This window comes from Kutzneria sp. NPDC052558, assembly GCF_044547355.1.
Classification (GTDB): domain Bacteria; phylum Actinomycetota; class Actinomycetes; order Mycobacteriales; family Pseudonocardiaceae; genus Kutzneria.
Map to the genome: position 1 here is coordinate 101,434 of NZ_JBIUAG010000031.1, position 24,017 is coordinate 125,450.

16 protein-coding genes and 1 pseudogene are annotated in these 24,017 nt (G+C 68.1%); 7 read left to right on the forward strand and 10 right to left on the reverse strand.

Translation table 11 applies throughout. From position 1 onward, the window contains the following. Nucleotides 1-30: 30 nt before the first annotated feature. The gene (gene mdlC, locus ACIG5F_RS38890) at nucleotides 31-1,623 is read left to right on the forward strand and encodes a benzoylformate decarboxylase (RefSeq protein WP_396525063.1); all 1,593 of its coding nucleotides are present in this window, start codon (nucleotides 31-33) and stop codon (nucleotides 1,621-1,623) included. Between the two features lie 267 nt (nucleotides 1,624-1,890). Here the strand turns inward: mdlC and ACIG5F_RS38895 are convergent, their stop codons facing one another. The 4 genes from ACIG5F_RS38895 to ACIG5F_RS38910 all read right to left on the reverse strand — a co-directional run bounded on the left by ACIG5F_RS38895 (nucleotide 1,891) and on the right by ACIG5F_RS38910 (nucleotide 6,947). Continuing rightward, nucleotides 1,891-3,654 (reverse strand): alpha/beta hydrolase domain-containing protein, encoded by a 1,764-nt coding sequence (locus ACIG5F_RS38895; protein WP_396525064.1) that lies wholly within the window; start codon nucleotides 3,652-3,654, stop codon nucleotides 1,891-1,893. Between the two features lie 66 nt (nucleotides 3,655-3,720). Next, nucleotides 3,721-5,190 carry an FAD-dependent oxidoreductase gene (locus tag ACIG5F_RS38900; protein ID WP_396525065.1) on the reverse strand — a complete coding sequence of 490 codons (1,470 nt, stop codon included), beginning with the start codon at nucleotides 5,188-5,190 and terminating at the stop codon, nucleotides 3,721-3,723. A 124-nt stretch (nucleotides 5,191-5,314) separates the two neighbouring features. Beyond that, entirely contained in the window at nucleotides 5,315-5,647 is a 333-nt protein-coding gene (locus ACIG5F_RS38905; protein WP_396525066.1) for an FAD-dependent oxidoreductase, read from the reverse strand. Nucleotides 5,648-6,017: 370 nt separating this feature from the next. After that, nucleotides 6,018-6,947 (reverse strand): LysR substrate-binding domain-containing protein, encoded by a 930-nt coding sequence (locus tag ACIG5F_RS38910; RefSeq protein WP_396525067.1) that lies wholly within the window; start codon nucleotides 6,945-6,947, stop codon nucleotides 6,018-6,020. 155 nt (nucleotides 6,948-7,102) lie between these two features. On the opposite strand from ACIG5F_RS38910, the gene ACIG5F_RS38915 reads away from it, so the two are divergent. Further along, nucleotides 7,103-8,308, forward strand: a complete 1,206-nt coding sequence (locus ACIG5F_RS38915) for a hypothetical protein (protein ID WP_396525068.1) — start codon at nucleotides 7,103-7,105, stop codon at nucleotides 8,306-8,308. A gap of 78 nt (nucleotides 8,309-8,386) precedes the next feature. Here ACIG5F_RS38915 and ACIG5F_RS38920 read toward each other — a convergent pair whose 3' ends face one another. The 3 genes from ACIG5F_RS38920 to ACIG5F_RS38930 form a co-directional block, all read right to left on the reverse strand. Further along, on the reverse strand, nucleotides 8,387-9,946 hold the full coding sequence (locus ACIG5F_RS38920) for a carboxylesterase/lipase family protein (protein ID WP_396525069.1): 1,560 nt from the start codon (nucleotides 9,944-9,946) through the stop codon (nucleotides 8,387-8,389). 124 nt (nucleotides 9,947-10,070) lie between these two features. Then, on the reverse strand, nucleotides 10,071-10,484 hold the full coding sequence (locus ACIG5F_RS38925) for a limonene-1,2-epoxide hydrolase family protein (protein ID WP_396525070.1): 414 nt from the start codon (nucleotides 10,482-10,484) through the stop codon (nucleotides 10,071-10,073). A gap of 706 nt (nucleotides 10,485-11,190) precedes the next feature. Beyond that, nucleotides 11,191-12,315 carry an ABC transporter substrate-binding protein gene (locus ACIG5F_RS38930; protein WP_396525071.1) on the reverse strand — a complete coding sequence of 375 codons (1,125 nt, stop codon included), beginning with the start codon at nucleotides 12,313-12,315 and terminating at the stop codon, nucleotides 11,191-11,193. A 242-nt stretch (nucleotides 12,316-12,557) separates the two neighbouring features. Between ACIG5F_RS38930 and ACIG5F_RS38935 the strand changes: the two genes are divergently transcribed. From ACIG5F_RS38935 to ACIG5F_RS38945, 3 genes are all read left to right on the forward strand, one after another. Further along, nucleotides 12,558-13,724: a PucR family transcriptional regulator gene (locus ACIG5F_RS38935; protein ID WP_396525072.1), complete on the forward strand. Its 1,167-nt coding sequence runs from the start codon at nucleotides 12,558-12,560 to the stop codon at nucleotides 13,722-13,724. A gap of 122 nt (nucleotides 13,725-13,846) precedes the next feature. Then, the gene (locus ACIG5F_RS38940; protein ID WP_396525073.1) at nucleotides 13,847-15,187 is read left to right on the forward strand and encodes an MFS transporter; all 1,341 of its coding nucleotides are present in this window, start codon (nucleotides 13,847-13,849) and stop codon (nucleotides 15,185-15,187) included. Then, nucleotides 15,184-16,629, forward strand: a complete 1,446-nt coding sequence (locus ACIG5F_RS38945) for an aromatic amino acid lyase (protein ID WP_396525074.1) — start codon at nucleotides 15,184-15,186, stop codon at nucleotides 16,627-16,629. The genes ACIG5F_RS38940 and ACIG5F_RS38945 overlap by 4 nt, the downstream gene beginning before the upstream one ends. Before the next feature lie 127 nt (nucleotides 16,630-16,756). Here ACIG5F_RS38945 and ACIG5F_RS38950 read toward each other — a convergent pair whose 3' ends face one another. Continuing rightward, complete coding sequence (locus ACIG5F_RS38950) at nucleotides 16,757-17,587, reverse strand: helix-turn-helix domain-containing protein (protein ID WP_396525075.1); 831 nt, start codon at nucleotides 17,585-17,587, stop codon at nucleotides 16,757-16,759. A 104-nt stretch (nucleotides 17,588-17,691) separates the two neighbouring features. Here ACIG5F_RS38950 and ACIG5F_RS38955 point away from each other — a divergent pair, with 104 nt between their 5' ends. Both ACIG5F_RS38955 and ACIG5F_RS38960 read left to right on the forward strand, forming a co-directional pair. After that, complete coding sequence (locus ACIG5F_RS38955) at nucleotides 17,692-18,585, forward strand: alpha/beta hydrolase (protein WP_396525076.1); 894 nt, start codon at nucleotides 17,692-17,694, stop codon at nucleotides 18,583-18,585. Then, complete coding sequence (locus ACIG5F_RS38960; protein WP_396525077.1) at nucleotides 18,582-19,586, forward strand: aldo/keto reductase; 1,005 nt, start codon at nucleotides 18,582-18,584, stop codon at nucleotides 19,584-19,586. The genes ACIG5F_RS38955 and ACIG5F_RS38960 overlap by 4 nt, the downstream gene beginning before the upstream one ends. Nucleotides 19,587-19,918: 332 nt before the next feature. Here the strand turns inward: ACIG5F_RS38960 and ACIG5F_RS38965 are convergent. Both ACIG5F_RS38965 and ACIG5F_RS38970 read right to left on the reverse strand, forming a co-directional pair. Then, nucleotides 19,919-20,401 (reverse strand): annotated as a pseudogene (locus ACIG5F_RS38965) (HhH-GPD-type base excision DNA repair protein); the annotation flags it as partial. Nucleotides 20,402-20,601: 200 nt separating this feature from the next. Next, nucleotides 20,602-23,883, reverse strand: coding sequence for an NACHT domain-containing protein (locus ACIG5F_RS38970; RefSeq protein WP_396525078.1), 3,282 nt, complete (start codon nucleotides 23,881-23,883; stop codon nucleotides 20,602-20,604). Between the last annotated feature and the right edge of the window lie 134 nt (nucleotides 23,884-24,017).

The following is a 24,017-nucleotide window of genomic DNA, read 5'->3' on the forward strand; positions in this document are numbered from 1 at the left end:
CCCCAGACAGCCAAGGAAAAGGTGATCGCCATGCCCACCGTCCATGACGCGACCTGGACGCTGCTACGCAGGCTCGGCGTGCGCAAGGTGTTCGGTAACCCGGGCTCGACCGAGATGCCGTTCCTCAAGGACTTCCCGTCCAACATGGAGTACGTGCTCGGTCTGCACGAGAGTGCCGTCGTCGGCATGGCCGATGCCTATGCGCAGGCCACCGGTGAGCCCACGCTGGTCAACTTGCACACCGCCGCCGGCCTCGGCAACGCCATGGGCGCGATCATCAACGCTGCCGCCGCGAACAGCCCGCTGGTGATCACCGCTGGCCAGCAGGTGCGGGCGATGCTGTCGCTGGAACCGTTTCTGGCCAACGTGGACGCCACCACGTTGCCGAAGCCGGCGGTGAAGGCGGCGTTCGAGCCGGCACGGGCGCAGGACGTGCCAGCCGTGCTGGCCCGGGCGTTCCACCTGGCGTGCCTCGCACCGCGCGGACCGGTGTTCGTGTCGTTGCCGATGGACGACTTCGAGCAGGAGGCCGAAGCGGCCGAGCCGGTGATCCGCCGGGTGGCAGGGCGGGCGATGCCCGAGCCGGAAACCGTGCGCCTGCTGGCAAAGCGGCTGGCGGAGGCGCGCAGTCCGGTGCTGGTGGTTGGTGCGGGGGTGGATGCCGCCCCGGGCGGCTTCGAGGCGGCGGCGGAGCTTGCCACAAGGCTCCAGCTACCGGTGTGGCTAGCGCCGAACGCCTCCAGGGTCGGGTTCCCGACGGACCATCCGAACTTCCGTGGCGTGCTGCCCAGCGGCATCGCATGGGTGTCCGATGCGTTGACAGGCCACGACTTCGTGCTGGTCGCCGGTGCGCCAGTGTTCCAGTACTATCCGTACGCGCCGGGCAGCTACCTGCCGGAAGGCTGCGACCTGGTGGCCATTGTGGACGATCCGGACGCAGCCGCCCGGGCCCCGATCGGTGACGCGATCGTCGCCGACCCCGCACTGGCCCTGCGTGCGCTCGTCGAGGCGGCGCCGGGCGCCGCTCGGCCCATGCCAACGCCCCGAACCCCACTCGAGATCCCTGCAGCGGTCGATTCCCTTACCGCAGAACAGGTGTACGACATCCTCGGCCAGGTGTTCCCGGACGACGGCGTGATCGTTACGGAGTCGATGAACGGCGGCGCGGCGATGTGGGACCGGGTAAAGTTCCGCCGGCCGGGATCGTTCTACTTCTGCGCAGCGGGGGGCCTGGGCTTCAGTCTGCCCGGTGCGGTCGGTGTCCAGCTGGCGCGGCCGGACCGGCACGTGCTCGCCGTGACCGGCGACGGCTCCGCCCAGTACGGTGTCCAGGCGCTCTACACCGCCGCCTCGCTTCGGCTGCCGCTGACGATTCTGTTGCTGGCCAATGGAGAATACGGCATCCTCAAGGGTTTCGGTGAGTACCTGGCCATGGGTGGGGTGCCGGGGCTGGACCTGGACTACCTCGACTACGAGAAGCTGGCTGCGGGCTATGGCATCCCGGCGGTCCGCACCGGCCGTCCTGACGAGCTCGCGGTGGCGTTCCAGAAGGCGTTCGCCGCGTCGGACGGGCCGCGCCTGATCATCGCGGACGTCGCGCCGGGCGTCCGTCTCGGCGGCTGAGTTCGGTTCAGCCGAGGCCGAGCAGGCGAGCCGCGTTCCCCGCTGCGGATCGCGTCGAGGTCGGCTGGCGAAAGCCCCGCCACGCCGGCGATCTGGTTGACCGGATTGGTCACGCACATGTCGAACGGGTAGTCCATGTCTAGCAGCACCTGGCTGGCTGGCCTGCTGACCCGCGAGGCAGCCGTTCTGCGCCTGCTCGGCAGCACGGATGTGCCCGCGGCCGGCCTCACGACGGCCCGCGAGCAGGAGCCCTGGCCAGCGGGCCTGTCATGCGCCGTCAGGCAATCCCGCGCTGTGCGTTCTATGCTGATCCATCGCTCGGTTGACCGCGTGGTCCGCATCCTCCGGTAGCAGGAATCGGCGCGCGACCAGGGCTTGCGCCGCCGCGCGTACGGCGGCCTCGTCCGGCTGCGGCACCGTCGTCAACGTGGGCAGGCGGCTCCCGGCCATCTCGTAGAGCACGTCGGGCAGCCCGTCGACGTGCTTGCGGGGATTCCAGCCGGTGTAGGCGGCCGCGGCCGTCGCGACTTCGGGGAGGCGGATCCCCGCGAGCTCGTTGCCGTGCTCGTCCACAGTGGACACGATAGCGACAAGTGGCTTGCCGATCCGCTGCGGCCAGGCGCCGTCGGGGTAGTTGTCCGGGGTCCACGGCAGGTTCTCGACGCAGCCCAGCGCGGCATCGGGGAAGGCGGCGAGGACCTTGTCCCGGGTCGTGGCCGTGCCGTCGAAATGGCGCGGAACCTGGCTGGGCTCGGGTGTCCGGCCATCGCAGACCCACTGTTCGAGCTGGACGAACAGGGCCCGGTGGACGAGCGTCGGGTCGAGGCTGTGGGCGGGGTTGGCCAGCGGCAGGAATCGGGCGAACGGCGCGGGGTCGATGTGGTCGGTGCCGGAGACCAGGTGAACCCGGGCGTCGGGGTCCTCCGGCAGGTCCTCGCCGGTGCGGGCGTGCTGGTGGACCAGGGCCCCGTCGCCGCGCCAGTACTCCCAGGCGCTGTTCACCGACATGATCTTGGGCACGCCGCCGATGCCGCGCTGGCGCCGCAACAGCCCGGTGGTGTCCAGGTCCGTGCCGTAGGCGCCGGTCACCGGGTTGGACAGGGCCGGTTGTCCGTGCCGCTGGTTGAACTCCCCGCGTCGAGCGCTGGCGAGCTGGCTGAACACGCCGTCGAACACCCGCGCCCCAGCCTCGTCCACATTGAGTCCGTCGTACAGGAGTTGACGCAGGACGCGACCGCTCTGCGACGCTCCGCCGGCGAACAGGTGGTCGTGCTCCCGGCGGAGGTGGGCGCCGAAGTCACGCAGCGCGAGCAAGCCGGCGCCGACCACCGGCGCCAACGCCGTCCGGTACTTCAACTCGTAGTAGTGGAAAGCTCGGAAACCGCCGTCGACCGCGACTCGGATCGGACTGGTGAAGCGCCATCGGGAACGGGGAACGATCTGCCGCGCCCCCATCGGCGTGGTGCGGACGGTGAGGACGGCATCCGGGTCGTCGAGGTCGGTGCTCGGGTAGTCGGTGTGCCGGAACAGCGGTCCGGAGTCGCTCAACGCGTGGTCGGGTTGGTCGGTGTCGGACCGGAATTCGACGCGTGTCCAGCCAGGCCGGACCCTGGCGACCGGTGCGGTGAGGCCGAGTGCTCCGGCCGCACGCTGGACATCCCACTGCCAGCCGCACCAGGCGATGGTCCAGCCCCGTCGGAGCAGAAAGGCGTCGGTCGCGGCCGGGATGACGGCCGGGTCGAACGCGAAGGTCTCGGGCAGCGGCCGGTCAAAGGGGATGCCGAGGGTCATGCCGCGGTTGGGCGGCACCAGCAGCGCACGTCGGTTGCCACCCGAGGTGGGGCGCAGCAAACGCACATCAGCGTCGAACCGGACGCGCCCGTCGGCGTCACGGGGAGCCATGTCGAGATCGACGATGCGGTTGTTGCCCGGGGCAATGGGGTCCACCGCGAAGACCGCGGTGGCACTCACCCATTCGTAGGGGTGACCGACATAGCGCCGCACCGAGTGGATTTCGAGTTTCTCCAGCACGTTCAGCCTCGTCGTTTCGTGTCTTACCTGAATATCGGAGCGATATTTCCCCACATTGTGGACGTGTCACCCGATCCCTGGCCTCAGCTGCGCTGCCGCGCCAAGGACTTCATCACGCGCTCGGAGTTCTTCGGCCTCGGTGGCCCACGCTACATATCCGTCCGGGCGGATCAACGCCGCAGTGACGTCCGCCCACTCGGCTCGTGTCTGGTACGCGCGTATATACGTCGATATGCCACGCTCTCGCAGCTTGGCCGCAGTGGTGTCATTCACGACCCCGGGGGCTGCAACGACCACAGGCTGCGCCGCATGCAGCGCTTCGAACAGCGTGGCCACGACGCCGACAAGAGGAAGATCCGGCGCGCGTGATCCTGCGAGCGAATGACCGGGCAGAGCGTACTTCACAGACAGGCCCGACAGGCGCTCGGCGAGAACCTTGGAGAATTCGGGAATGGTCGCGATGAATTCCGAGATCAGGGCGCGGAGCGCAAGGCCGTCGGCCGTGTACGTGGACATCAGCGCGGACTGCGCCTGTGTCGCAAGGAGCAGGTCCAAGCCAACCTGGCGGCGCTCGGCGGCGTAGCGGTCGAGAACAGAGTCCGGCGCCAGGCCATGGACAACGTCGGCAAGCCGCCATGCGAGGTTCGCCGCGTCCTGGATGCCGACGTTCATGCCGACGCCACCGGCCGGCAGATGGATGTGCGCCGCATCGCCCGCCAGGAACACGCGGCCGGCCCGATAGGACGACGCGATCTTCGCCGCGTTGCCGTAACGCGACAGCCAGACCGGATCCCTCATCCCGAAGTCTGTGCCGGCGATATCCACCACCGCACCCCGGAACTGCTCGAAGGTGAGCTCGTTGCCGGCCGGCAGAGCTGCCGAAGTGCCGACGATCCGGGTCAGGCCACCCCGCGCGAGCGGGGAAAGCATGATGCCCCCCTGCTCGGTGGACACGCTGAACACCGGCCGATCGGGCGGGCTGTCGAGAACCACGTCGCCCAGCATTCCCCAGTACGTCGACCTCGTGCCTTCGAATGCGATCCCGACCGCATCGCGCACGAGACTACGCGCCCCGTCGGCGCCGATGAGGTATTCGGACTCGACAAGATAGGTCGAGTCTCCCGAGCGAACCTTCGTGATAACGACATCTCCCTTGTCCGTCACCTCGATCGCCTCGTGCTCGCGGCGAATGTCCGCGCCCAGTGCCCGCGCCGCGCGTTCGAGCAGGATCTCGGTGTCTTCCTGGGAATACTTCAGAGTGAACGCGTACGGCGTGTCGAGCACCGCGAAGGCCATCCGGTTGTCGAGGTTGGCGAAGTGGCCGTCGGGGACCCGGACACCGACGTCGATCGCCTCCTGCGCCATGCCGCGTTGAGCGAACACCTCAAGCGTCCGTGGATGGATGGTGAGCGCCTTGGAATAGGGCGAGGGCCTGTCCAGTTTCTCGAGCACCACGACATCGACGCCGCGCCGCGCCAGTTCGCCCGCTGCCCACAGGCCCACCGGCCCCGCTCCGACAATTGTGACGTCAACCATGTGAGGATCCTTCTGTTCTCGTCGCGTTCAGGCGCCGTGGTCGAGCGCCGCCAGCAGGTCGGCCCGGCGCGCCGGCGGCGGGGACGGCTCGATGCCGAGTGTGGCGATGCGATCGGCGAGGTCGTCATCGTCGAACACCGAACGTGGGATCAGTTGTGGCAAGAGCGTCCCCGACCGCATGCACACCGAGCAGGAGCGGTCTCCCACCGAAGGCGCCGTTCGCCAGGAGGGCCGACAACACGTCCGGCAGGCGCCGCGCGAGGATCGCACGGCCCAGTGCCATCGTGCTGTGTGCCTGGCGCACCTGCGGGACGGTTGGACGTTTCCACTCGTCGTGAGTGCGGGACAGTGACGTCGAGTCCCGTTCGAGGACGGTCACCTCGTGGCCGTCACAGGCGAGCATCAGCGCCGCCGCGAGACCCGTGAAGCTGCCTCCCAGGATGACGACGTCTGACATCGAACCTCCATATGGTGAATCTGCGGGGCAAACACTCGCCCAGGAAGAGCCTGACGCCGCGGCAGTCGACGGCTTCGACTGCGGCGGGCCGCATGACGGCATTGCGAGCACAACTCGACTTAGGTGCGGAGCGCGGTGCTCAAGGAGGTCCGACCGCCCCGGGACACGCAGTTGCCGGGCTAGACCACGGTCACCTGCTCAGACATCCCGGCACGTCGACAGTGGAGCACAGCTCGGAATGGTCGACCGCCCGGGAAATCTGGTCGCGATCGACGAGTCCAGCGTCGTCATGTGGCCTCCCACGTCAGCATGTCGCCCATCGTGAGCCACCGGACATCAACTGAAAACCACAAGTATCAGCGCAAGAAACTCACAATAGTCGAGGTTCGGAATCGAGGGTGCTTGTCGCGAACCGGATGAACTCTCGAGCCCGGCGGCCCAGTCCCGACCCATCGGACCAGACGAGCACAACTCGCACCGGGTCGGGCTGTGGGCGCCGCAGCGGCGTGGCCACGACCGGCAGCCCTTCGTACGTGATCGACGATCGCGGCAGCGTGACGAGCAGTGCCCAGCCCAGACCGCGGCCGACCAGGGCTCGGGCGGTCTCGTATGTCCCCGTGCGATAGCGCACCGCGGGCCGGACACCGGCATCGGCGCAGAGCTTGAGGGCGTGGTTGCCACTGGGCGGAGCATCGAGCAGCACCATCGGCTCGTGCTCGATCTCACGCAGGTCCAGCGGCGACGCGGCCAGCGGGTGATCGGCGGCGAGCAGCACGTAGGGCAGCCGGTCGTCGAGCTCCGCGCGGCGCAGAGTGGACGGGAGCTCGAGGTCGTACATGATCGCCACGTCGAGCTCGCCGTCCGCGAGCCTGCGATACAGACGGTCCTGGGTGTCCTCGTGGAAATCGACCACGACTCCCGGATGCAGCTCGGCGAAGCCGGACAGCAACCGGGGCAGCACGGTCGGCCCGAGCATGGGGTAGCACCCGATGGAGAGCGGCCCAGACAGCACCACACCCGCGCCCGACACCTCGGCCTCGAGCTGATGGGCCTGATGCAGCAACGCCTTCGCCAGGCGCAGCATCGCCTGCCCTGACGAGGTGATCTGCACGCCTCGGGCCCGTTGGCGCAGCACGAGCTGCACTCGCAGGGCCCGCTCCAGCTCGGTGAGCGACATCGACACCGCGGACTCGGCGACACGCAACCGCGCCGCAGCCGCCCGGATCGTGCCCGACTCCGCCACTGCGACGAAGTAGCGCAACTGACGCAGCGAGTAGGACGGCGGCCTCGACGGGTCCATACGGAGAGGATGGCAGCTTCCGTGACAGCGCGCCAACTACGCGATCGCAGATCGCGCCGACCCGAGATGCCTGCACTTTCGGACACCATGGGGGTCGGGCGGCATTGCACGGAAGAACTCTTCCGATTAGCCTGCCACGAGCAGCCGGCGGTCACGTGACGCGCCCGGTGGCGACGGCCGGATTCGGGCCGGCACATCATGGGGCGGGATCCGCAGCGACTGACGAGCTTTCCTCGCGTACTGATGATCAGGTTCTCGCGGCAAGGGCGCAGTCCTGCTTCGCCGGTCGTCCGCGGTTGGACCAGTCGCCCGAGGCGGCGCCGGTGTCGCATTCGAACCGCCCTTCGCTCTTTTCAGCCAAGGAGAACAGCATGAAGTCACTGTCCACACGCGTCACCGGCTGGAACCGCCCGATGCTCACACTGGCGGCGGTCATGGTGGTGATGGCCGCCGCCTCAGCCGTGGGTCTGGTGTTCGATCAGCGCGAGCTCCTCGGCGCGCCGATCTGGCTCAAGCCGTTCAAGTTCGCGATCTCGATCGCCATCTACAGCGTGACCTGGTCGTGGTTGTTCTCCTTGTTACGCGCGCCGGTGAGACTGGCGCGGAACACGTCCACGGTCATCGTGCTGATGATGTATGTCGAGTACGCGCTCATCGTCGCCCAGGTCGTCCGAGGGCGGGCGAGCCACTTCAACTTCACCAGCGCGTTCGACGGGCTCGTCTACTCGATCATGGGTGTCTGCACGGCGGCGCTGTGGACGGGGACACTGGTCCTGACCATTCTCGTGCTGCGGGCGCCGATCGCCGACGCGGCGACGAGGTCGGCCTTGCGGCTCGGCTCGGTGATCTCCCTGATCGGCATCGGCCTCGGCGCCCTGATGGTCGTGCCGACGCCCGGTCAACTCGACGCGATGGAGAACGGAACGTCCACCGGGGTCATCGGCGCGCACAGTGTGGGGATCGACGACAGCCTCAGCAACGCCATGCCGATCCTGGGCTGGAACACCGCCGGGGGCGACTTGCGCATTCCCCACTTTGTCGGCATGCATGCCCTCCAGGTCCTACCCGTTGTGGCGTTGGTGCTGTCGCTGCTCGGTTCCGCGGTGCCGTTGCTGCGGTCTCCTGCGGTGCGCGCCCGATTGGTGAGCACTGCGGCGGCCGGCTACCTCGGACTTACCTTGGTCGTCGCGTGGCAGGCCGAGCGTGGCCAGGCACTGGTGCATCCGGACGCGCTCACGCTGAGTGTGGTCGGCGTGTTGGTCCTCGGGGTGGCGCTCGGCTGTGTCGTCTCGGTTCTGCGACCGGCAGGACCGAAGGCCGATGCCGCGCAGGCGCCACGTCCTTCGCATACACACCAATAGCGTCGTGGTCCGCGGCCGGCTGGCCCGCGGGCTGCGCCGGATTGTGGCGGCTGGTAGGAGCCGGCGGCTCGTCGGCTCCTACCAGCCGATCGCGGTCGCCGCCGCTCCGGTCGCGGTCGAACTGGACCAGAAGGCGCACCTGTGTTTGGCGGCGAAGTCGGTCTCCGGCCGCGGTTGCGGCGGGATCAGTGACTGGATCTCCTGGGTGATCTCGTCGAACCACGGCCAGAAAGGCGCGCCACGAGGTGCGCCGAACTTCGCGAAACCGGTCCAGTACCGCACCATCGTCGCGGCGAGCCGCTGCTGGTCGAGGGAGAGTTCGCCGGCGCTGACCGTGAACTTGAACAGGTACTGCAAATCGTAGGCGTGTCCCGCGCCCTGGGGGAAGCTGACCGGTGGCACCACCAGCGGCGGCGCGTTCTCGTCGTTGAACTCGTACCCGTACGTCGGCACATACCGCGACGTCGAGGTGGTCACGGTCAGCGCCGGGCAGGCGAAGGTCGCGTCGGTGCCCATCGCGCTGAAGGCGAGAGCGGGGCTGGGGTAGGCGTTCGGCGGGTACTCCGCGGCGACGGCCGCCGCGGTTTCGGGCGACACCTTGAGCGACTTCTCAATCAGGCCTTGGTAGTTGTCGGTGGTGACGACATCGCCGTGCGCCTCGCTCTGCGCCACGAACAGACGCCACTCGTCCGCGGTGGAACCGTTCAAAACCGGCACGCGGGCGAACCGCCCGGCGGCCAGTGCCGTGTCGATGGACTGGCCGAGCACCTTTCCGTCGATGTTCGGCACGTAGGTCTGGTCCTGGTTGTCGAGCAACTCGCGGACCGGCAGCGCGCGCAGGCAGGCCGCCGACTGGTCCGCGCAACCCACCTTGTCGGCGAAGGCCCTGCCGTCCGTCTCGGCGTCGGCCAAGGACTTCTGGGTGAGCGCGTAGGCGCCGCTCATCGCGACGGCGCGGCTCATGAGTCCCCGCGCTGCCGGGGAAACGAGCTGCGCCAGCACACTCAGTCCGCCGGCGGACTGTCCGGAGATCGTCACATTGCGCGGGTTTCCGCCGAATCCGGCGATGTTGCGCGCCACCCAGCGCAAGGCCGCCTGCTGGTCCATCAATCCGTAGTTTCCGGACGGCCCTCCTTCGCGGTCCGCCAGTGCCGCGTGGGCCAGGAAACCGAGCGCGCCCAGCCGATAGTTGACGGTCACCACGACAACACCGTGCTGCACCAGATCGACCGGGTTGTACAAGCCGCCTGACCCGTTCACCAGTCCGCCCCCGTGAAACCACACCATCACAGGGTTGTCATGCGTCGATGCCGGCGGGGTGTGCACATTGAGGAACAGGCAGTCCTCAGCGGTGCTCAGCTCGTTCAGCGACCCGGCCAGTTGGGCGCAGGGCGAACCGAGTTCGCTGGCGTCGCGGACTCCTGGCCAGGGGGCGGCCGGTTGTGGCGGCTGCCAGCGCAGGGGGCCGATCGGCGGCGCCGCGTAAGGGATGCCGAGGAACTGCCGCCCGGTCTCGGTCGCCACACCGCGAAGCAGGCCGCCGTCACTGGCTACGACCGGCGCCGTCGACAGCGGGCTCGAATTCGCATGCGCCGCACCGGTCGACATCACCGCCAGGGCCAACACGGCGACACTCAACCGCCGAACCACAGTTGCGCGACACATAGTTCTGCCTTCTCATTCGTCGAGGCTGGGGTCGGACCGTGAGGACACTGCCCCACGGCGACGTCGGCTGCCACCGGGCATCGTGGCCGGCACACCGTCAGAAGGCCTTGCGTAGTCCCGAGACGACCATACGCCCGACGCCGCGAAGGCAGGCGGCGAGGTACGTGGCCTGGTCGTAGTAGTCCCGCCACAGCGTTATCCGGTCCTCATGCACCTCGAACGTGCCGCACACCCAGAACTCCGCGCTCCACGCTCCGCGCCGAATGATGTCGGTGCGCTCGGTCAGCACCACCGGTCCGTTCACGGCGATGTTGTGCACACGCACCTCGCATTCCGTGTAGAGCCGGTGGAACGCGTGGAACTGCTTGGCCACCGCGTGGACGCCGCGGGCCGGCGGCAGCGGCACGTTCTGGTACACCACCTCAGGCGCCAGGTGCGACACGATCTGTCCCACATCTCGTCGCTCGGTCGCTTCGAGCATCGAGGTGACGACGGTGGCCGGATTCGACATTGGTTGAGCCAATCATTGTTGACGGATACTCAGGTGGCGTGGGGAGCAGTGCACGTCGGCCGCGGTGGACCGGCGCGGGTCCAGCAGCGGGCCGAACCCGGTTTCGTGCGCAGCGACTTCCGGCAGCGCGTCGCGGGGCACAACCTCCCCGGCGTGCGGGGGCGACCTGATCCAAGTGCTCTTCTCCGCCGAGGCGGTGTTCAGCTCCCGGGCGCACGTCGCTCGGTCGAGTAAGTTGCCGACAGCGCCCGCGACGCCGTGTCGCGCGCGACCGCCGCCAGATGTCACCGGGCTGTCGGCGCATGATGATCGTCGACGCGCGAGCGCTCGCCGGATCGAACCAGACGCGGCGTTCCGCCTGGAGATCTGTGGGGTCGGCGGCACGACCCGTTCGGCATCGAGATCGCGCAGTCCGTCGGCAGTCTCCACCTCCAGCGCGACCGCGTCGACGGGCAGGAGTCCGCCCGGAGATCCTCGCGGCGGGCCGAATGGGCGATCGGCGCGTCCAGTGTCGTCATGCGGCCTCCCGCGTCGGCATGTCGCCCATCGTGAGCCACGTGACTTCACCTGAAAACAACGAGTATCAGCGTTAGGACCTCAGAATGTTCGAGGTTCGGCTTTCGGGGGCGCGCGTCGTGGACTGGATGAACCGAGCGGCGCCGGAAGATCTCCAAGCGATCCCGGCGCCGTCGGGACTCGTTGCCGGTCAGGCGCCTTGGGTTCCGTTCTGGTCGATCGGGGCCAGCCCGAGCACGCTCTGCGGATCGGACGGATTCACGCCCTGCACGTCGCCCACGTACTGGGTCAGCCGCGCCTTGTAGCGGTCCAACGCGGCGCGGTCGGCCATGAACGTCCCCAGCGCCAACGGGTCCATGTTCGGATAGTCGAAAATGCCCTTGGCGCCGGCCGGCGGCGGGACGTCGCGGCGGACGCTCCACGTGCCAATGACCTCCTGCTGGGTCTGTTTGGCCAGCAGCCAGCTCAGGTACAGCTTCGCGGCGGCCTTGTGCGGAGCCCGCCGCAGGATCGCCGCGGTCTGCGGCCAGCCGACCCACGGACTGCGCACCGGATTGGTCTGCCGCGCCAGACCCGGCTGCCCGCCGGATGTGCCGAAGCTCGCCACGTAGTCTCCGCTGCCGACAAGATCGGCCGAATCCTGGGTGCCCCGCACGAACTTCGGCCGCTGCGCCACCAGCCGCCGCAGGAAGTCCCAGCCGTACCGGTCGGTGAGCTGCTTGAAGTAGAACAGGACCGCGTCGTCGTCGTTGGGGTAGGTGAAGACCAGCCGGTCCTTGAACTCCGGCCGCAGAAAATCCGTCGCATCGACCGGGGCCCGGTCGCCGAGGCTGGTGGCCACGACGTTGGAGAAGGTGAACAAGCAGATGCCGGTGTGGTAGCCGTCGCGGTCCTTGAGCTGGTCGTAGACCTGTTCCCAGCCGGCCGGGCAGTACCGCTCCAGCGCGCCCGCGCGCTTCCAGTACGGGAAGTCGTCGAGAGTCTGCAGATGCACCGCGTCGACGACAACCCGGCCCCGCTCGAGCTGGTCGTCGACGCGGGCGTTGTGGTTCTTGCTGAAGTCGACCACGAGGTTGGCTCGCATCTTCGGGAACCGCTGCACGAAGGCGTCACGCAGGTAGTCGGCCTGGCCGGGCTTGTCGCCGCCGGCGTAGACGACCAGGTCGCCCCCCTCGGCCAAGGCCTGCTCGTAGAGCCGGTTCAGCAGTGCCTGCTCGTCGGTCGGGGCCGGGGCCGCACCCGCCACCGCCGTGGTGCTCGCCGCCACCGCTCCCATCGCCAATGCGCCCAGCACTGCCCTGCGGGTTGTCCTCACGCCCGACTCCTCACTTCTGACTGTCCGTCGTGCAACTACCGAGGTGGAGGCGACCGCGAGACACGTTGCGCGGAAACAGATGCGCGGCGTCGAGGACGCCAGGGCGCAGACCTGTCGACGATCATCGCCGTCGAATCCTCGGTCGTTTGATTGCGAACAAGCTAGGGTTGTCGCCCCTGCGCGGTCAACCCCTACGTTTGTGCTGGATCTGTGAGTCCAGGTGCCCCGAAGATGGACCGGTGATGAACGAGGTGCAGCACCTGACCGACGGTCTCGCCGAGGAACTGAGGCGTTCGGTCGAAGTGGACGACTGCGACCTGCGCCCGCTGGCGATCAGTGAGCAGTTCGAGCCGGTCGACGCCGTTCGGGTGCAGTCCGTTCTCGCGCGTCGGTCCTCTCCGGAGGTCATGGCGTACGCGCTGTCACGTGACATCGTGAATGCGACGGGCCCGGTTCGCTACCCGGCGAACGCCGACTTGGGCACGCTGCCCCGGGTCTGCGTTCCGTTGCGGGTCCACGAGGATCTCCTCGGTTACCTGTGGCTCATCGATAGCCCACCGGTGACGGAGAGCGAGCTGGCCCAGGTGTCGCACGCCGCGGCCGACATCGCGAAGGTGCTCCATCGTGATGCGGTCAAGGAGAAGACCGAGCTCGACCACGAACAAGATCTGGTCGCCGAGCTGATCGTGGGCCACGGTCTGGCCGACGACCTCGCCGAGCGCGTTCCGGCCGCGGGAATCCTCACGGCTTCCGAACCGTTCTCGGTCATTGTCGTGCGGGTGAACGGCTCCGCCTCGACCAAGAAGCGGCGTTTCCTCCACGATCTCACGCGGGCTCGTCCGATCGGGCGGTCGCTGCTGGGGTACGCCGACGGCGCCGTGACACTGGTGTTGTCCGCCAGGGACAGGGCGACTCCCTTCGTGCCGGCGGTGACGCGCGCCGCGGCCCGGCACGGCTTGTCGTCGCACGGCGGCGGCTTCGGTCCGCTGTGCCACGACCTCGCGGACCTGCCCGACACGCATCGCAAAGCGGTCTACGCCGCGACTGTCGCTCGGGCCACCGGTGAAGAATCGCTGTCGTGGTCCCAGCTGGGCAGCGACGCGGCCTTCTACGGTCTGGCCTGGACCGTCGACACGGTGATGGTTCTGTGTCCGGAAGTCGGGCCCCTGCTCAACCCGGAGCACCAGCAGCTACGGGAAACAGTGGAAACCTACCTCGCGTGCGGGGCCGACACCCAGCAGGCGGCCAAGCAACTCACGATTCACCGCACCACGCTCTACTACCGGCTCAACCGCGTGAGCGAGCTGCTGGGTCCGGCGTGGTCGGGCGGACACCGCCGGCTCGGGCTTCAGCTCGCGCTGCGCCTCGACCGTCTCATCCGCAACGGCGGAGAAGAACCGGTCCGGTGAGGCGGCGGCGGTGTGCTACAGAAAGATAATCGGACGCTCCGCTCTTTCGAACGCACGAGGATGACAGGAGTCAGGCCCGGGAATAGCATCTCCTCAACTGAACATGGTTCCCGGAGGATTCAATGACTGAATCTGTCCTCGACAGCGCGCGCCTGTCACGTTTTCATCTCAAGACCTCCCTGTACGGCAACGGTGGGCATCTGGTTGACGGATACATCCTGGGAATCATCGTGCCGGCGCTGCCGATATTCGCGGTCACGCACCCGATCTCTCCGCTGTTGAGCGGGCTCCTGGGCGCCGCATCGCTGATCGGAGTCTTCCTCGGCAGCCTGATCTTCGGCTCGGTCACCGACCGGTTCGGTCGGCGGAAGATGTTCATGCTCGACCTCGCCGCCTTTGTGGTCCTGTCGATCGCGCAGGTCGCGGTGACCGACGTCGTCTCTCTCCTGGCGTTGCGCATCCTGCTCGGAATCGCGGTCGGCGCCGACTACACCATCGCCAGCACGCTCGTCGCCGAGTTCGCGCCGAAGAAACAGCGAGGGTTCCTGCTCGCGCTCGGTCCGGCGATGTGGACGGTCGGCTACGTCGTCGCCATGCTGGTCGGCTCGCTGATGAGCGGGCTCGGTCCGGACGCGTGGCGCTGGATACTCGTCACGAGTGCCGTTCCCTCGCTTGTCCTGCTGATTCTTCGCAGAAAGACGCCCGAGTCACCACGCTGGCTGGCCCGCGAGGGCCGCACGGACGAAGCGCTCGCCATTCTGCGTGAACACGTGTCCCGAGACGCGACACTCGACGACCTTGAGGAACTGGGCGCCGAATCCGCCGGGCCCAGCGCGCCGTGGCGCGAAGTGGTGGCCGCACGCCACCGCAAGCGGCTGGTCTTCGTCTGCCTGTTCTGGTTCTGCCAGGTCGTTCCGTATTTCGCTGTCTTCACGTTTCTGCCGAATATTCTCGTGGCCCTGAATCTGGGTTCAGGCCTGTGGCAGACGACCAGCGTCAACCTGTTCCTGTTGCTCGGCGGAGTGGTCGGAGTGGCGACGATCGGCCGCTTCGGGCGGCGGCCTTACACACTGGTGTCGTTCGGTCTTCTCACCTTCAGCACCCTGGTGATCGGGGTGTGGCAGAGCGCGCCGTCGGTTGTCGTGATCGGCATGTTCGCCCTGTTCGCGCTCGTGTCGTCGGCGATGTCCGCCCTCGACACCGTGTACCCGAGCGAGTTGTTCCCGACGGAGGTCCGCGCGACCGCGACCGGGATCTGCGTCTCCGTGAGCCGGATCGGCGCCGCTGTCGGAACGCTGCTGCTGCCCGCCGGCATCGATCGGTTCGGCGTGTACAACGTGACGCTCGTCGCGGCGGCGGTCGCGGTGATCGGACTGTTGGTCAGCATGGCCTGGGCGCCGGAAACGGCCACCCTCTCGCTGGCACGGGCCAGCGCGGGCAGCGAGGAGCGAGCCCTGCGATGACTGTCGTGATCAACGGTATCGAGGATCTCACCGCCGAAACCGTGGTGCGGGTGGCGTGGGAGGGCGAACGGTGCGAGCTGGGCGCGGCAGCGATCGAGGCGATCCGGTGGCGAAGGAAGGAGTTCGAGGCCTTCGTCACCGAGAACCGGGACCAGCGCCTGTACGGCATCACGACGAGACATCACGTCGGCGCCAAGACGCTTCTCGATGCCGAAGCGCGGGCCGAGTTCGCACGACGCCTTCCCTCGACTCCCGCAACCATCGGCACTCCGCTGCCCGAGAGGCTGGTCCGCACCATCGTGCTCACCCGGCTGTCGGACGTGCTCAACGGAACCGCGTGTCTGCGACCTGACACCGCCGAACGCCTCGTGCGCATGCTGGACACGACCTTGCCGCCGGTCTTCGCCACCGGCAATGGAGAGCCGGGAGACATCATCGCGTTGGGGCAACTGTTCCGCGGACACTTTGACGGGACGTTGCAGATCGGCGAGGGAATGGCATTGATCAACGGCTCGCCGGTGGCCGCGGCCGCGTTGTGCGATGCGGTCCTGTCCGGCGGGCCGCGCGTTCACACCGTGGAACGTGCCCTGGCACTCGGTGCGACAGCGGCGAGAGCTCCCGCCGCTCATTTCTCCGCCGAACTCGGAGCCCTCTGGAAGGACCCGCATCAGGAAGCGTCCCTCCGCGTCGTTCGCGAGCTGACCGAGCGCGCGGACCGTTCGGCAGAACTCCCGCACCAGGCGCCGGTGTCCTTCCGGAGCGGCCCTCGTCTTGCCGGATGGATGCGCCGGGCCCAGGCCACCGCCGAGGAGTGCGTTGCCATCGTGTTGACGGCCTCCTCCAACAATCCCGTCTTCGTCGGGCCGCGGGAATCTCCGCCGCATGGTGCGATCTTGTCCAACGGCGGCTATCACAATCCCATGGTCTCCGCCGTGCTCGACTCGCTGGCGCGCGCGTGGGCCGACATGGCCCAACTGATCACCGCACAGGTCAATCGACTGGTGGAGGACCCGGCCGGCTTGGCGAGAACCGAACCCGAAGCGCAGATCAGCCTGCTGCACATGACCTCGGCGGGGTGGGCGGAAGAGGCGCGCGCAGCCGTCGGCACCCCCTCGCTGACCGGATTGGGGTGCGCCGGACAAACCGACACGAGCACCGTTGACCTGCTGGCCTGGCGCAAGGCGACGGCAGCCGGGGTGGCGCTCGACAACACTGCCGCGATCCTCAGCATCGTCGCCGCCCACACCGCTGCCGCGAGAGGGCTCGACATCCCTCCCGGCCTTTCGGACATGCACAATGCAGTGCTCGCCGCGTTGCCGGTCGACACCGCGCCTCTCGACTTCGCGGACCGGATCGCGAAGGTCGTCGACATCGCCCATCGCGCGGGCCGTTCTCCCGACAGCACCACCCGGGCAAACATTCACCCGGTCACACTTCGTTAGCCCAATTCGGCGAACGCGGCGAGTTCGATGTCGTCCCAGGTCGATGCGGCGCTGCTCCACCTGACCGCCCGAGGTCTGTCCACGGTGGCGCCTCGGCCGGCTCGGCGCCCAGATGCTCTCGGCGAAATCAGCTCACCGGAGCGTGCCACGAGGACAAGATGCGCAACGCCTCGTGCGACGGCGAGCCCGGCTCGGCGGTGAGCACCATCAGCCGCTGGTTGCTGCCGTCGGGGCTGGCCCACATGTCACAGTCCAGGGTCAGGTCGCCGACGACGGGATGCCGATAGCGCTTGACTCCGAAGCCCGCGTCGGTGGCGTGGTGCGCGGCCCACCAGGTGCGAAAGTCGTTGTCCTGCACAGCGAGTTCACCGACCAGGGCGGCCAGAGCAGCGTCCTGCGGGTCCTCGGCCGCCTCCATCCGCAGCACGGCGACGCCGGCGCTGGCCGCCTCTGCCCAGTCCAGGTGCATGGCCCGCACGCCGGGATCGGTGAAAACAAGGCGGACATAGTTGCGCCGGCTCGCCGGCAGGGCGTCGAAGTCCGTGTAGAGCGCGCTGGCCAGCCGGTTCCAGGCCAGGATGTCCAGGCGGTGGCCGAGCACCAGCGCCGGGGCCCCGGTGAGCTGGTCCAGCAGCCGCCGCATGGCCGGCCGCACCCGCTGCGCGGACCGCCGTCGGGGCCGGGCCGGGGCCTTGCCGGCTAGCGTGTAGAGGTAGGTCTGCTGCGTGTCATCGAGCCGCAGGGCCCGCACGAGCGTGGCCAGCACGGCCGCCGACGCGGCGACCCGGCCCTGCTCAAGGCGCGTGTAGTAGTCGACGCTGATCGAGGCGAGCTGGGCGACTTCCTCGCGACGCAGCCCGGCCACCCGGCGGTGCTCCTCGGGCTCGGGCAGGCCGACGTCCCGGGGCGTCAGCTCCGCCCGCCGTGCCTTGAGGAAGTCGCCGACACCTGAACTCATGGGTTCATTCTCCACCCGGGCTCGCCCGCCGTGGGAGGGCAGGATCCTGCCCAGGAACACACCTGATCTGGTACGACGCGCCCGGCCCGACGAGCGTGGTGGTCATGCGAACCACCGTGGACTTCGACAGCGCCGGCCTGACCATCGCCGGCCACCTCTACACCCCCGACCGCCCGACCCCGGGGCCGGCGATCGTGGTCGGGCACCCGGCCGGCGGCGTCAAGGAGCAGGCCGCCGGCCGCTACGCGAGCCGGCTCGCCGAGCGCGGATTCGTCGCCCTGGCATTCGACGCCGCCCACCAGGGCGAGAGCGCCGGCCTGCCGCGCGGCCTGGAGAACCCGGCCCAGCGCATCGAGGACGTCAAGGCCGCCGTGTCCTTCCTGACCTCCCGGGACGAGGTCGACCCGGACCGCATCGGGGCGCTGGGCATCTGCGCCTCCGGCGGCTACGTCGTGGCGGCGGCCACCGACCAGCGGATCAAGGCGGTGGCCACGGTCAGCGCCGCCGACATCGGCCGGCAGTTCCGGCAGGGCGCGCAGGACGACCAGGATCCGGCCGTCCTGACGGGCCTGCTCGCCGCGGCCGCGGCCGCTCGCACCGCCGAGGCCCACGGCGCGGCCCCGGCCACGTTCCCGATCTTCCCGCCCGACGAGCGGACCGCGCGGGCCGGCGGCCAGCACGTGTTCGACGGCTGGGAGTACTACTGCACCGACCGCGCCTGGCATCCCCGCTCGGCCAAGGAGTTCACGCTGTCCAGTGTGGACCGGATCGCCGCCTTCGACCCGTTCCGCTTCATCGACGCGATCGCCCCGCGCCCGCTGCTGATGGTCGTCGGCGCCGAGGCCGTGACCAAGCACATGACCACCGAGGCCTTCGACCGCGCCGGCCAACCCAAACGTCTACAGTGGATCGACGGGGCCAGCCACGTCGACCTCTACGACCGGCACGTGGACCGTGCGGTCGCGCCCATCGCCGACTTCTTCGGAGAGTCGCTGTGAACTATCGCACCCTCGGCCGCAGCGGACTGCGCGTCAGCCCGCTCGCCCTCGGCGCCATGCTGTTCGGCGACGCCCAGCGCGGCTGTGACCGGGCCACTGCGCACGAGATCCTCGCCCGCTATGTCGAAGCCGGCGGCAACGTCGTGGACACCGCGAACATCTACGCCGGCGGCCGGTCCGAGGAGATCGTCGGCGAATTCCTGTCCAGGCAAAGGGATCGGATCGTGCTGGCCACCAAGTTCGGCGGCAGCATGACTCCCGGCGATCCCAATGCCGGCGGCGGCGGCCGAAAGGCAATCATGCAGCAGGTCGAGGGCTCGCTGCGGCGGCTGGGCACCGACTACATCGACCTGTATTGGTTGCATGGCCAGGATCCGCACACCGGAATCCAGGAAACCATGTCCACTTTGGACGATCTCGTGCGATCAGGGAAGCTGCGGCACATCGGGTTCTCGGACACGCCGGCATGGCAGGTGGCCCGGGCCGGCACGATCGCCGAACTGCGCGGCTGGGCGCCGCTGGTGGCATTGCAGCCCGAGTACTCGCTGCTGGCCCGGACCGTCGAAGGCGAGACCTTCGGCGTCGCGCGGGAATTGGGGTTGGGAGTCATGCCGTGGTCGCCGCTGGCCGGCGGCGTGCTGTCCGGTCGCCACACGCGTGACGGGCACGCAGCCGACTCCGGCCGCGTGGCACGCTTTCCGCTCACCGAAGCCACATTCGCTGTGGTGGATCGGCTGCGGGCGATCGCCGACCGCCAGGACTCGACCGTGCCGGCCGTGGCCCTGGCCTGGGTCAGCCGCCAGCCCTTGGTCAGTTCGGTGATCATCGGCACCCGCAGCGTGGATCAACTGGCCGGCAACATGGCCAGCCTCGATGTGACGTTCACCGCGGACGAGCTGGCCGATCTGGAGACGATGACCCGGCCTGAGTTGGGCTTCCCCTATCAACACCTGGCCGGCATGGCCCAGCTCCAGCAGGCCGGCGTGATCATCAACGCCTGAGCATGCCGGCGCCGGCTTGCCCGGCAACCACGGGCAAGCCGGCGCGTCTCGTCCCAGATCCGGCGTGCCCGCTCAGGGAGATCCAGCAAGATCGGGTCGGGAGAGGTCGTTCATCCTGAGCGACGATCCACAGCGGTCGACCGACGTGGAGGGCCGGGCTTGAAGCCGCGCCAGGCGCGACCGACGGACGTGCCGCGAACGGGGCGTGGCGACATTGCAGGTCATCATGGCCGACGACACGATGGCGTGGCACGTCCGCGCCAAGGCCGCTCGTGTGCTCGCCAAGTTGAGCACGCCATGCCGCGCTCAGGCCCGTCGACTGCTCGCAGAGCTCAACTCTTGGCAGCGGCCTTCGCCGCCTTCTTGAACGCCCGCACCTCACCCAGCGACTTCGCGTCCACCACGTCCGCCACGCTGCGCCGCGAGCCTTCCTCGCCGTACGCACCGGCGGCCTCACGCCACCCCAACGGCTTCACGCCCATCTGCTTTCCCAGCAGCGCCAAGAAGATCCGCGCCTTCTGGTCCCCGAAGCCCGGGAGGGCCGTCAGCCGCTTGAGCACCTCGGGACCGTCCGGCTTGCCCTGCTTCCAGATCGACTCGACCTTGCCGTCATAGTGCTCGACGAGGAACTGGGCCAGGGTCTGCAACCGCTTGGCCATCGACCCCGGGAACCGGTGGATCGCCGGCGGCGTCGACACCAGCGCCGCGAACTCCTCCGGATCCGCCTCGGCGACGGCGTGCACGTCGAAAGCACCCATCCGGTCCAGGATCACCTTCGGCCCCTTGAACGCCTTCTCCATCGGCACCTGCTGATCGCAACAGGTAGGTGGATGTATGACACGAAGTACACCCGTTCGGATCAACGCCCACTCGGCCATCTGCTCGGCGGACTGGCTTCGAGGTCACCGTCGCCAAGCTCGGGCCCGCGCGCGCATAGGTCTTCGAGACCATCTACCCCGCACCACGGCCCGCCACACATGGCTACAACACTGACTCCACGATGCCACGATGCCGATCACAAGTACCTGATCTTGATCCTCCTACCCGCGCCAACGATCCGGTGCCGGTTCGGATAGGTGCGGACAGTCAGCTCAACATCGCCCAATCCAGAGAGGTCGATGTCGCGCGGCGCGTCGACACTGGACAGGATGTCCATCGTGGACAGTTGGGTCAGGCGGCTGATCTGAGCCAGATGATCCGGGTTGACGGGGGTGACTATCTGCAGAACACGAAGACTCTCGACCGTGGCAAGTGGAGCGAGATCATCGACGCCACAATTGCGGATCGACAACTTCTCCAGGGCTGGAAAGTGTTCGAGCTGGTCGAGTCCATCCAACGGGCGGACTAAGAGGAACCCCAACCGGGCTACTCCAGGAGCATCTGCGGCCAGCTGGCGTATGCCACCACGGACGCTGAGCCCGGCCCCGTCAAGGGTGCGTCCGAGTTCCAACATCTCCAGGTCGGTAAGGTTGCGTAGGAAGCGGAGATCGGCGTCTGCCGGGTATTCATAAAGGCACAGAGTGGTCAGCGAGCGCATATCGCCGAGCGGCGCGAGGTCATCGACCTCGTCGAGCCGATGCAGCGCCAGGCAGTCCAGGCCGGCCATCGACCGGAAGAGCCTGAGATCCGTCACCGAGGCGACACCCGGGTAGAAGCACAGAGTTCTCAGGGTCGACAGTCCAGCGAGCGGGCTCGGATCGACCACACCCCTTGGCGCCAACAACAGCGATTCGAGCTCGGCACAGCGCGCCAGTGGTCCGAGATCGCCGAAATCTCCGGCGAGCTGAGCGTTGCGCAGACAGGGAAGTCGCGTCAGGAACTCCAGATCGGCGAGATCACGGAGGTCGAGATGTAGCTCGCGCAGGTTGCGTAGTCTGGCAATGGCGGGCAGCAGCGCCTGGTCGTCGATGGCCACTCGGCCGTCGAGCAGCGGAGCCTCGGCAAGAACGCGGGCGGCGTATTCATCGGGGTCGAAATACCGCCAGGCCTCGATCAGTTCCTGCTGCACCCGGGGCCGCCGATCCTGACTGAACCTCTCCAGAACTGCCCACGCGTCCGGGCCATTGATCAACGCTGCTGTCCGGACCGTCGCCGCGGCGGCGGATTCAGACAGGTTCGAGGCCTCGTTGTGCAGGCGAGGGAGTAGGACCTCGCCTGCCGCGGCGAGGGACCGGGCCTCGGTCACCCGTCGTGGCGGGATCAGGGCGGACAGCGAGCGCTCCAGGCGCGCAGCGAGCTCCACTGTCAGGACAGGCGTTGACTCCATGGCCGCGGCGGCAAGCAGGTGGAGTTTCCGCCGCGCCCTCGGTTCCGCGTCGGCCCGGTCGAACAGGCCCTGGAACAGCTGCTGTCGAAGCGGTGCGTTGAGCAGGCCCGCCGCCATCACGAGCGTGTCCCGCCACTGGTCCAGATGCGCGTTCTGGACCAGAAGCCCGACGTCGCCCTGATCAGCTGCCTCCTCCGCCGTCAGGAACTCCTGGAACGAACGGTGGATGAAATCGATCGTGTCGGTCGTCGGTGCGCGCACGATTCCAGTGCGCAGTGTCAGGTGGTCGAGCAGGCGCTCGGCGTCGTAGTCGATTCGCGGCATCGTCGCGAGACGTTCGGTGAGGCGCCGGACCGCCTCCTGCCGGCTCAGCTCGGAACGGCCGTTCACCGACAGCCGCCAAGCGAGGTGTCGAAGCAGCTGGCGGCTGTCCTGACTGGTGAGTGTCACCGAGCGAGCAATACCTCGTTCGGCGTCGCGACGTTCCAGAAGCATCGACAGGGCGGTCACGTAGAGCTCGAGCCGATCGCGCGGGAGGAATGACGAGCGATCGAGATTCAACGCGCACAACATCGCACACAACAACGGGGTCGTCGCGAGCGCCCTGAGGTGCAGATTGCCGTCCAAGCGGCCGAGCAGCACTCCTTCATACCGAGGCAGGTCCTCCTCGGCGCAGGGCAGACTCCCCGCATCGCGCGCGGCATGGTGCCAATGACGGATCAGCGCCCGCACGTCGGCCTGACTCATATGCTCGATCCATGCGGAGCCGAATCCTTCCGCGCTCAGCCATGTCTCGCCGGCTCCGGTCGGCCGGGACGTGAGGACCACCCGTATGTCGGGAAAGGCGCGCACCAGATCGGCGAGCCAGCGTCGGACCGCACCGCGCTCGTCAGCGGCGAGTTCGTCGACGCCGTCGACGAGCACGAGCGCGCGTCCTGCGGCAAGTTGGCGGTGGACGTAGGCGGACGGCATCAACGCGGCCAGCGGTTGCGCAATCCCGTCGACGAACTCCTCCGGCGCCGGCAGCCCACGACCGGAATAGCTACGCAGCTTGATCAGGAACGGGATGTGCCCATTGAGACCTGCCAGCTCCCCACGGAAGGTTCCCCTGGCGGCGTTGATCGCCAGCCAGCGCAGTAGCGTCGACTTGCCCGAGCCTGCTTCACCGTAGATCAGGATCCGGCTGGCCGCCGCAAGCGCCTGCCCCACCCGGACCGCGCCGTCCTGACTCCAAGTGGAGTCCGCACGCCAGGAGAGGATCTCGTGAGCGTGCCCAGTCGGGTCGATGCGACGGTGCCGGCCGCGGACGGTGACGCTCACGTAGGCGACACTGAGCGTCGTCCGCGGGCGAAAGCTACGCGTGTCCAAGCCAAACAGCTCGATGTCGTCGAGGCTCTCGCTGACCAAACGCAGGTATCGCGAGCGAAAATCAGTATCTGACCCGGTGCCGTCGGGAGCCATCAACGTGGGTGCCGGCAACCTGATGAGGACCCGTTCCAGCTGTTCAGAGAGGCCGGAGACGCGGCCGAGCAGTTCCGCGCTAGCTCGGGCCGCAAATGGAGTCAACTGCACCACGAGGCGAATGTAGTAGACGCAGCACTCGTCGAGGACGCGGTGATAAAACCAGGTGCCGGCCTCACCGAGACCGGCGAGTTCCGACGCGTCCGGCAGGGCGGCCCGCAACCGCCGAGCGAGCTTAGCGGCATCCACATCAACCTCGAACAGTTTGACATCACCAAGATCCGCTTCTTCGAAGGTGGACGCGACCTCCGCCAGCGCCGCCAGTCGCTCCCCTTCGTCGAGTTTAGGAACCTCTTGTCGGCACAACAACGCCAGTCGCTCGGACACCACATCGACCAATGCTTCGACCTCTCTGTCGAAGCGCCTGCGCGTGAAACCGACACCGACACGGGTCTGGATCAACTCTGTCAACGGCCTGTCCCGCTCCGCCTGCTGCCTGCGATTGGTCAGCCACGACTTGACCGCGGAACGCACTACTGCCGTGCCCACCCGCAGGACCATCGACTCCATGCCAGACGAGTCGCGACAGGACTACCGTCCGTTACGGCCGGCCTGGCCGTCGTTCGGGTCGACGACGCACCACAGGATGGGCCGGTGGTGCACCTTTCCACCTCAGACGAGCAGGCCCGCACCTGCCCGGGATG

Excerpts from the sequence above, each read along its gene's own strand:
- mdlC (WP_396525063.1), top strand. The coding sequence starts at position 31 with ATGCCCACCGTCCATGACGCGACCTGGACGCTGCTACGCAGGCTCGGC.
- ACIG5F_RS38900 (WP_396525065.1), bottom strand. The coding sequence starts at position 5,190 with ATGGTTGACGTCACAATTGTCGGAGCGGGGCCGGTGGGCCTGTGGGCA.
- ACIG5F_RS38905 (WP_396525066.1), bottom strand. The coding sequence starts at position 5,647 with ATGTCAGACGTCGTCATCCTGGGAGGCAGCTTCACGGGTCTCGCGGCG.
- ACIG5F_RS38910 (WP_396525067.1), bottom strand. The coding sequence starts at position 6,947 with ATGGACCCGTCGAGGCCGCCGTCCTACTCGCTGCGTCAGTTGCGCTAC.
- ACIG5F_RS38925 (WP_396525070.1), bottom strand. The coding sequence starts at position 10,484 with ATGTCGAATCCGGCCACCGTCGTCACCTCGATGCTCGAAGCGACCGAG.
- ACIG5F_RS38935 (WP_396525072.1), top strand. The coding sequence starts at position 12,558 with ATGAACGAGGTGCAGCACCTGACCGACGGTCTCGCCGAGGAACTGAGG.
- ACIG5F_RS38940 (WP_396525073.1), top strand. The coding sequence starts at position 13,847 with ATGACTGAATCTGTCCTCGACAGCGCGCGCCTGTCACGTTTTCATCTC.
- ACIG5F_RS38945 (WP_396525074.1), top strand. The coding sequence starts at position 15,184 with ATGACTGTCGTGATCAACGGTATCGAGGATCTCACCGCCGAAACCGTG.
- ACIG5F_RS38950 (WP_396525075.1), bottom strand. The coding sequence starts at position 17,587 with ATGAGTTCAGGTGTCGGCGACTTCCTCAAGGCACGGCGGGCGGAGCTG.
- ACIG5F_RS38955 (WP_396525076.1), top strand. The coding sequence starts at position 17,692 with ATGCGAACCACCGTGGACTTCGACAGCGCCGGCCTGACCATCGCCGGC.
- ACIG5F_RS38970 (WP_396525078.1), bottom strand. The coding sequence starts at position 23,883 with ATGGAGTCGATGGTCCTGCGGGTGGGCACGGCAGTAGTGCGTTCCGCG.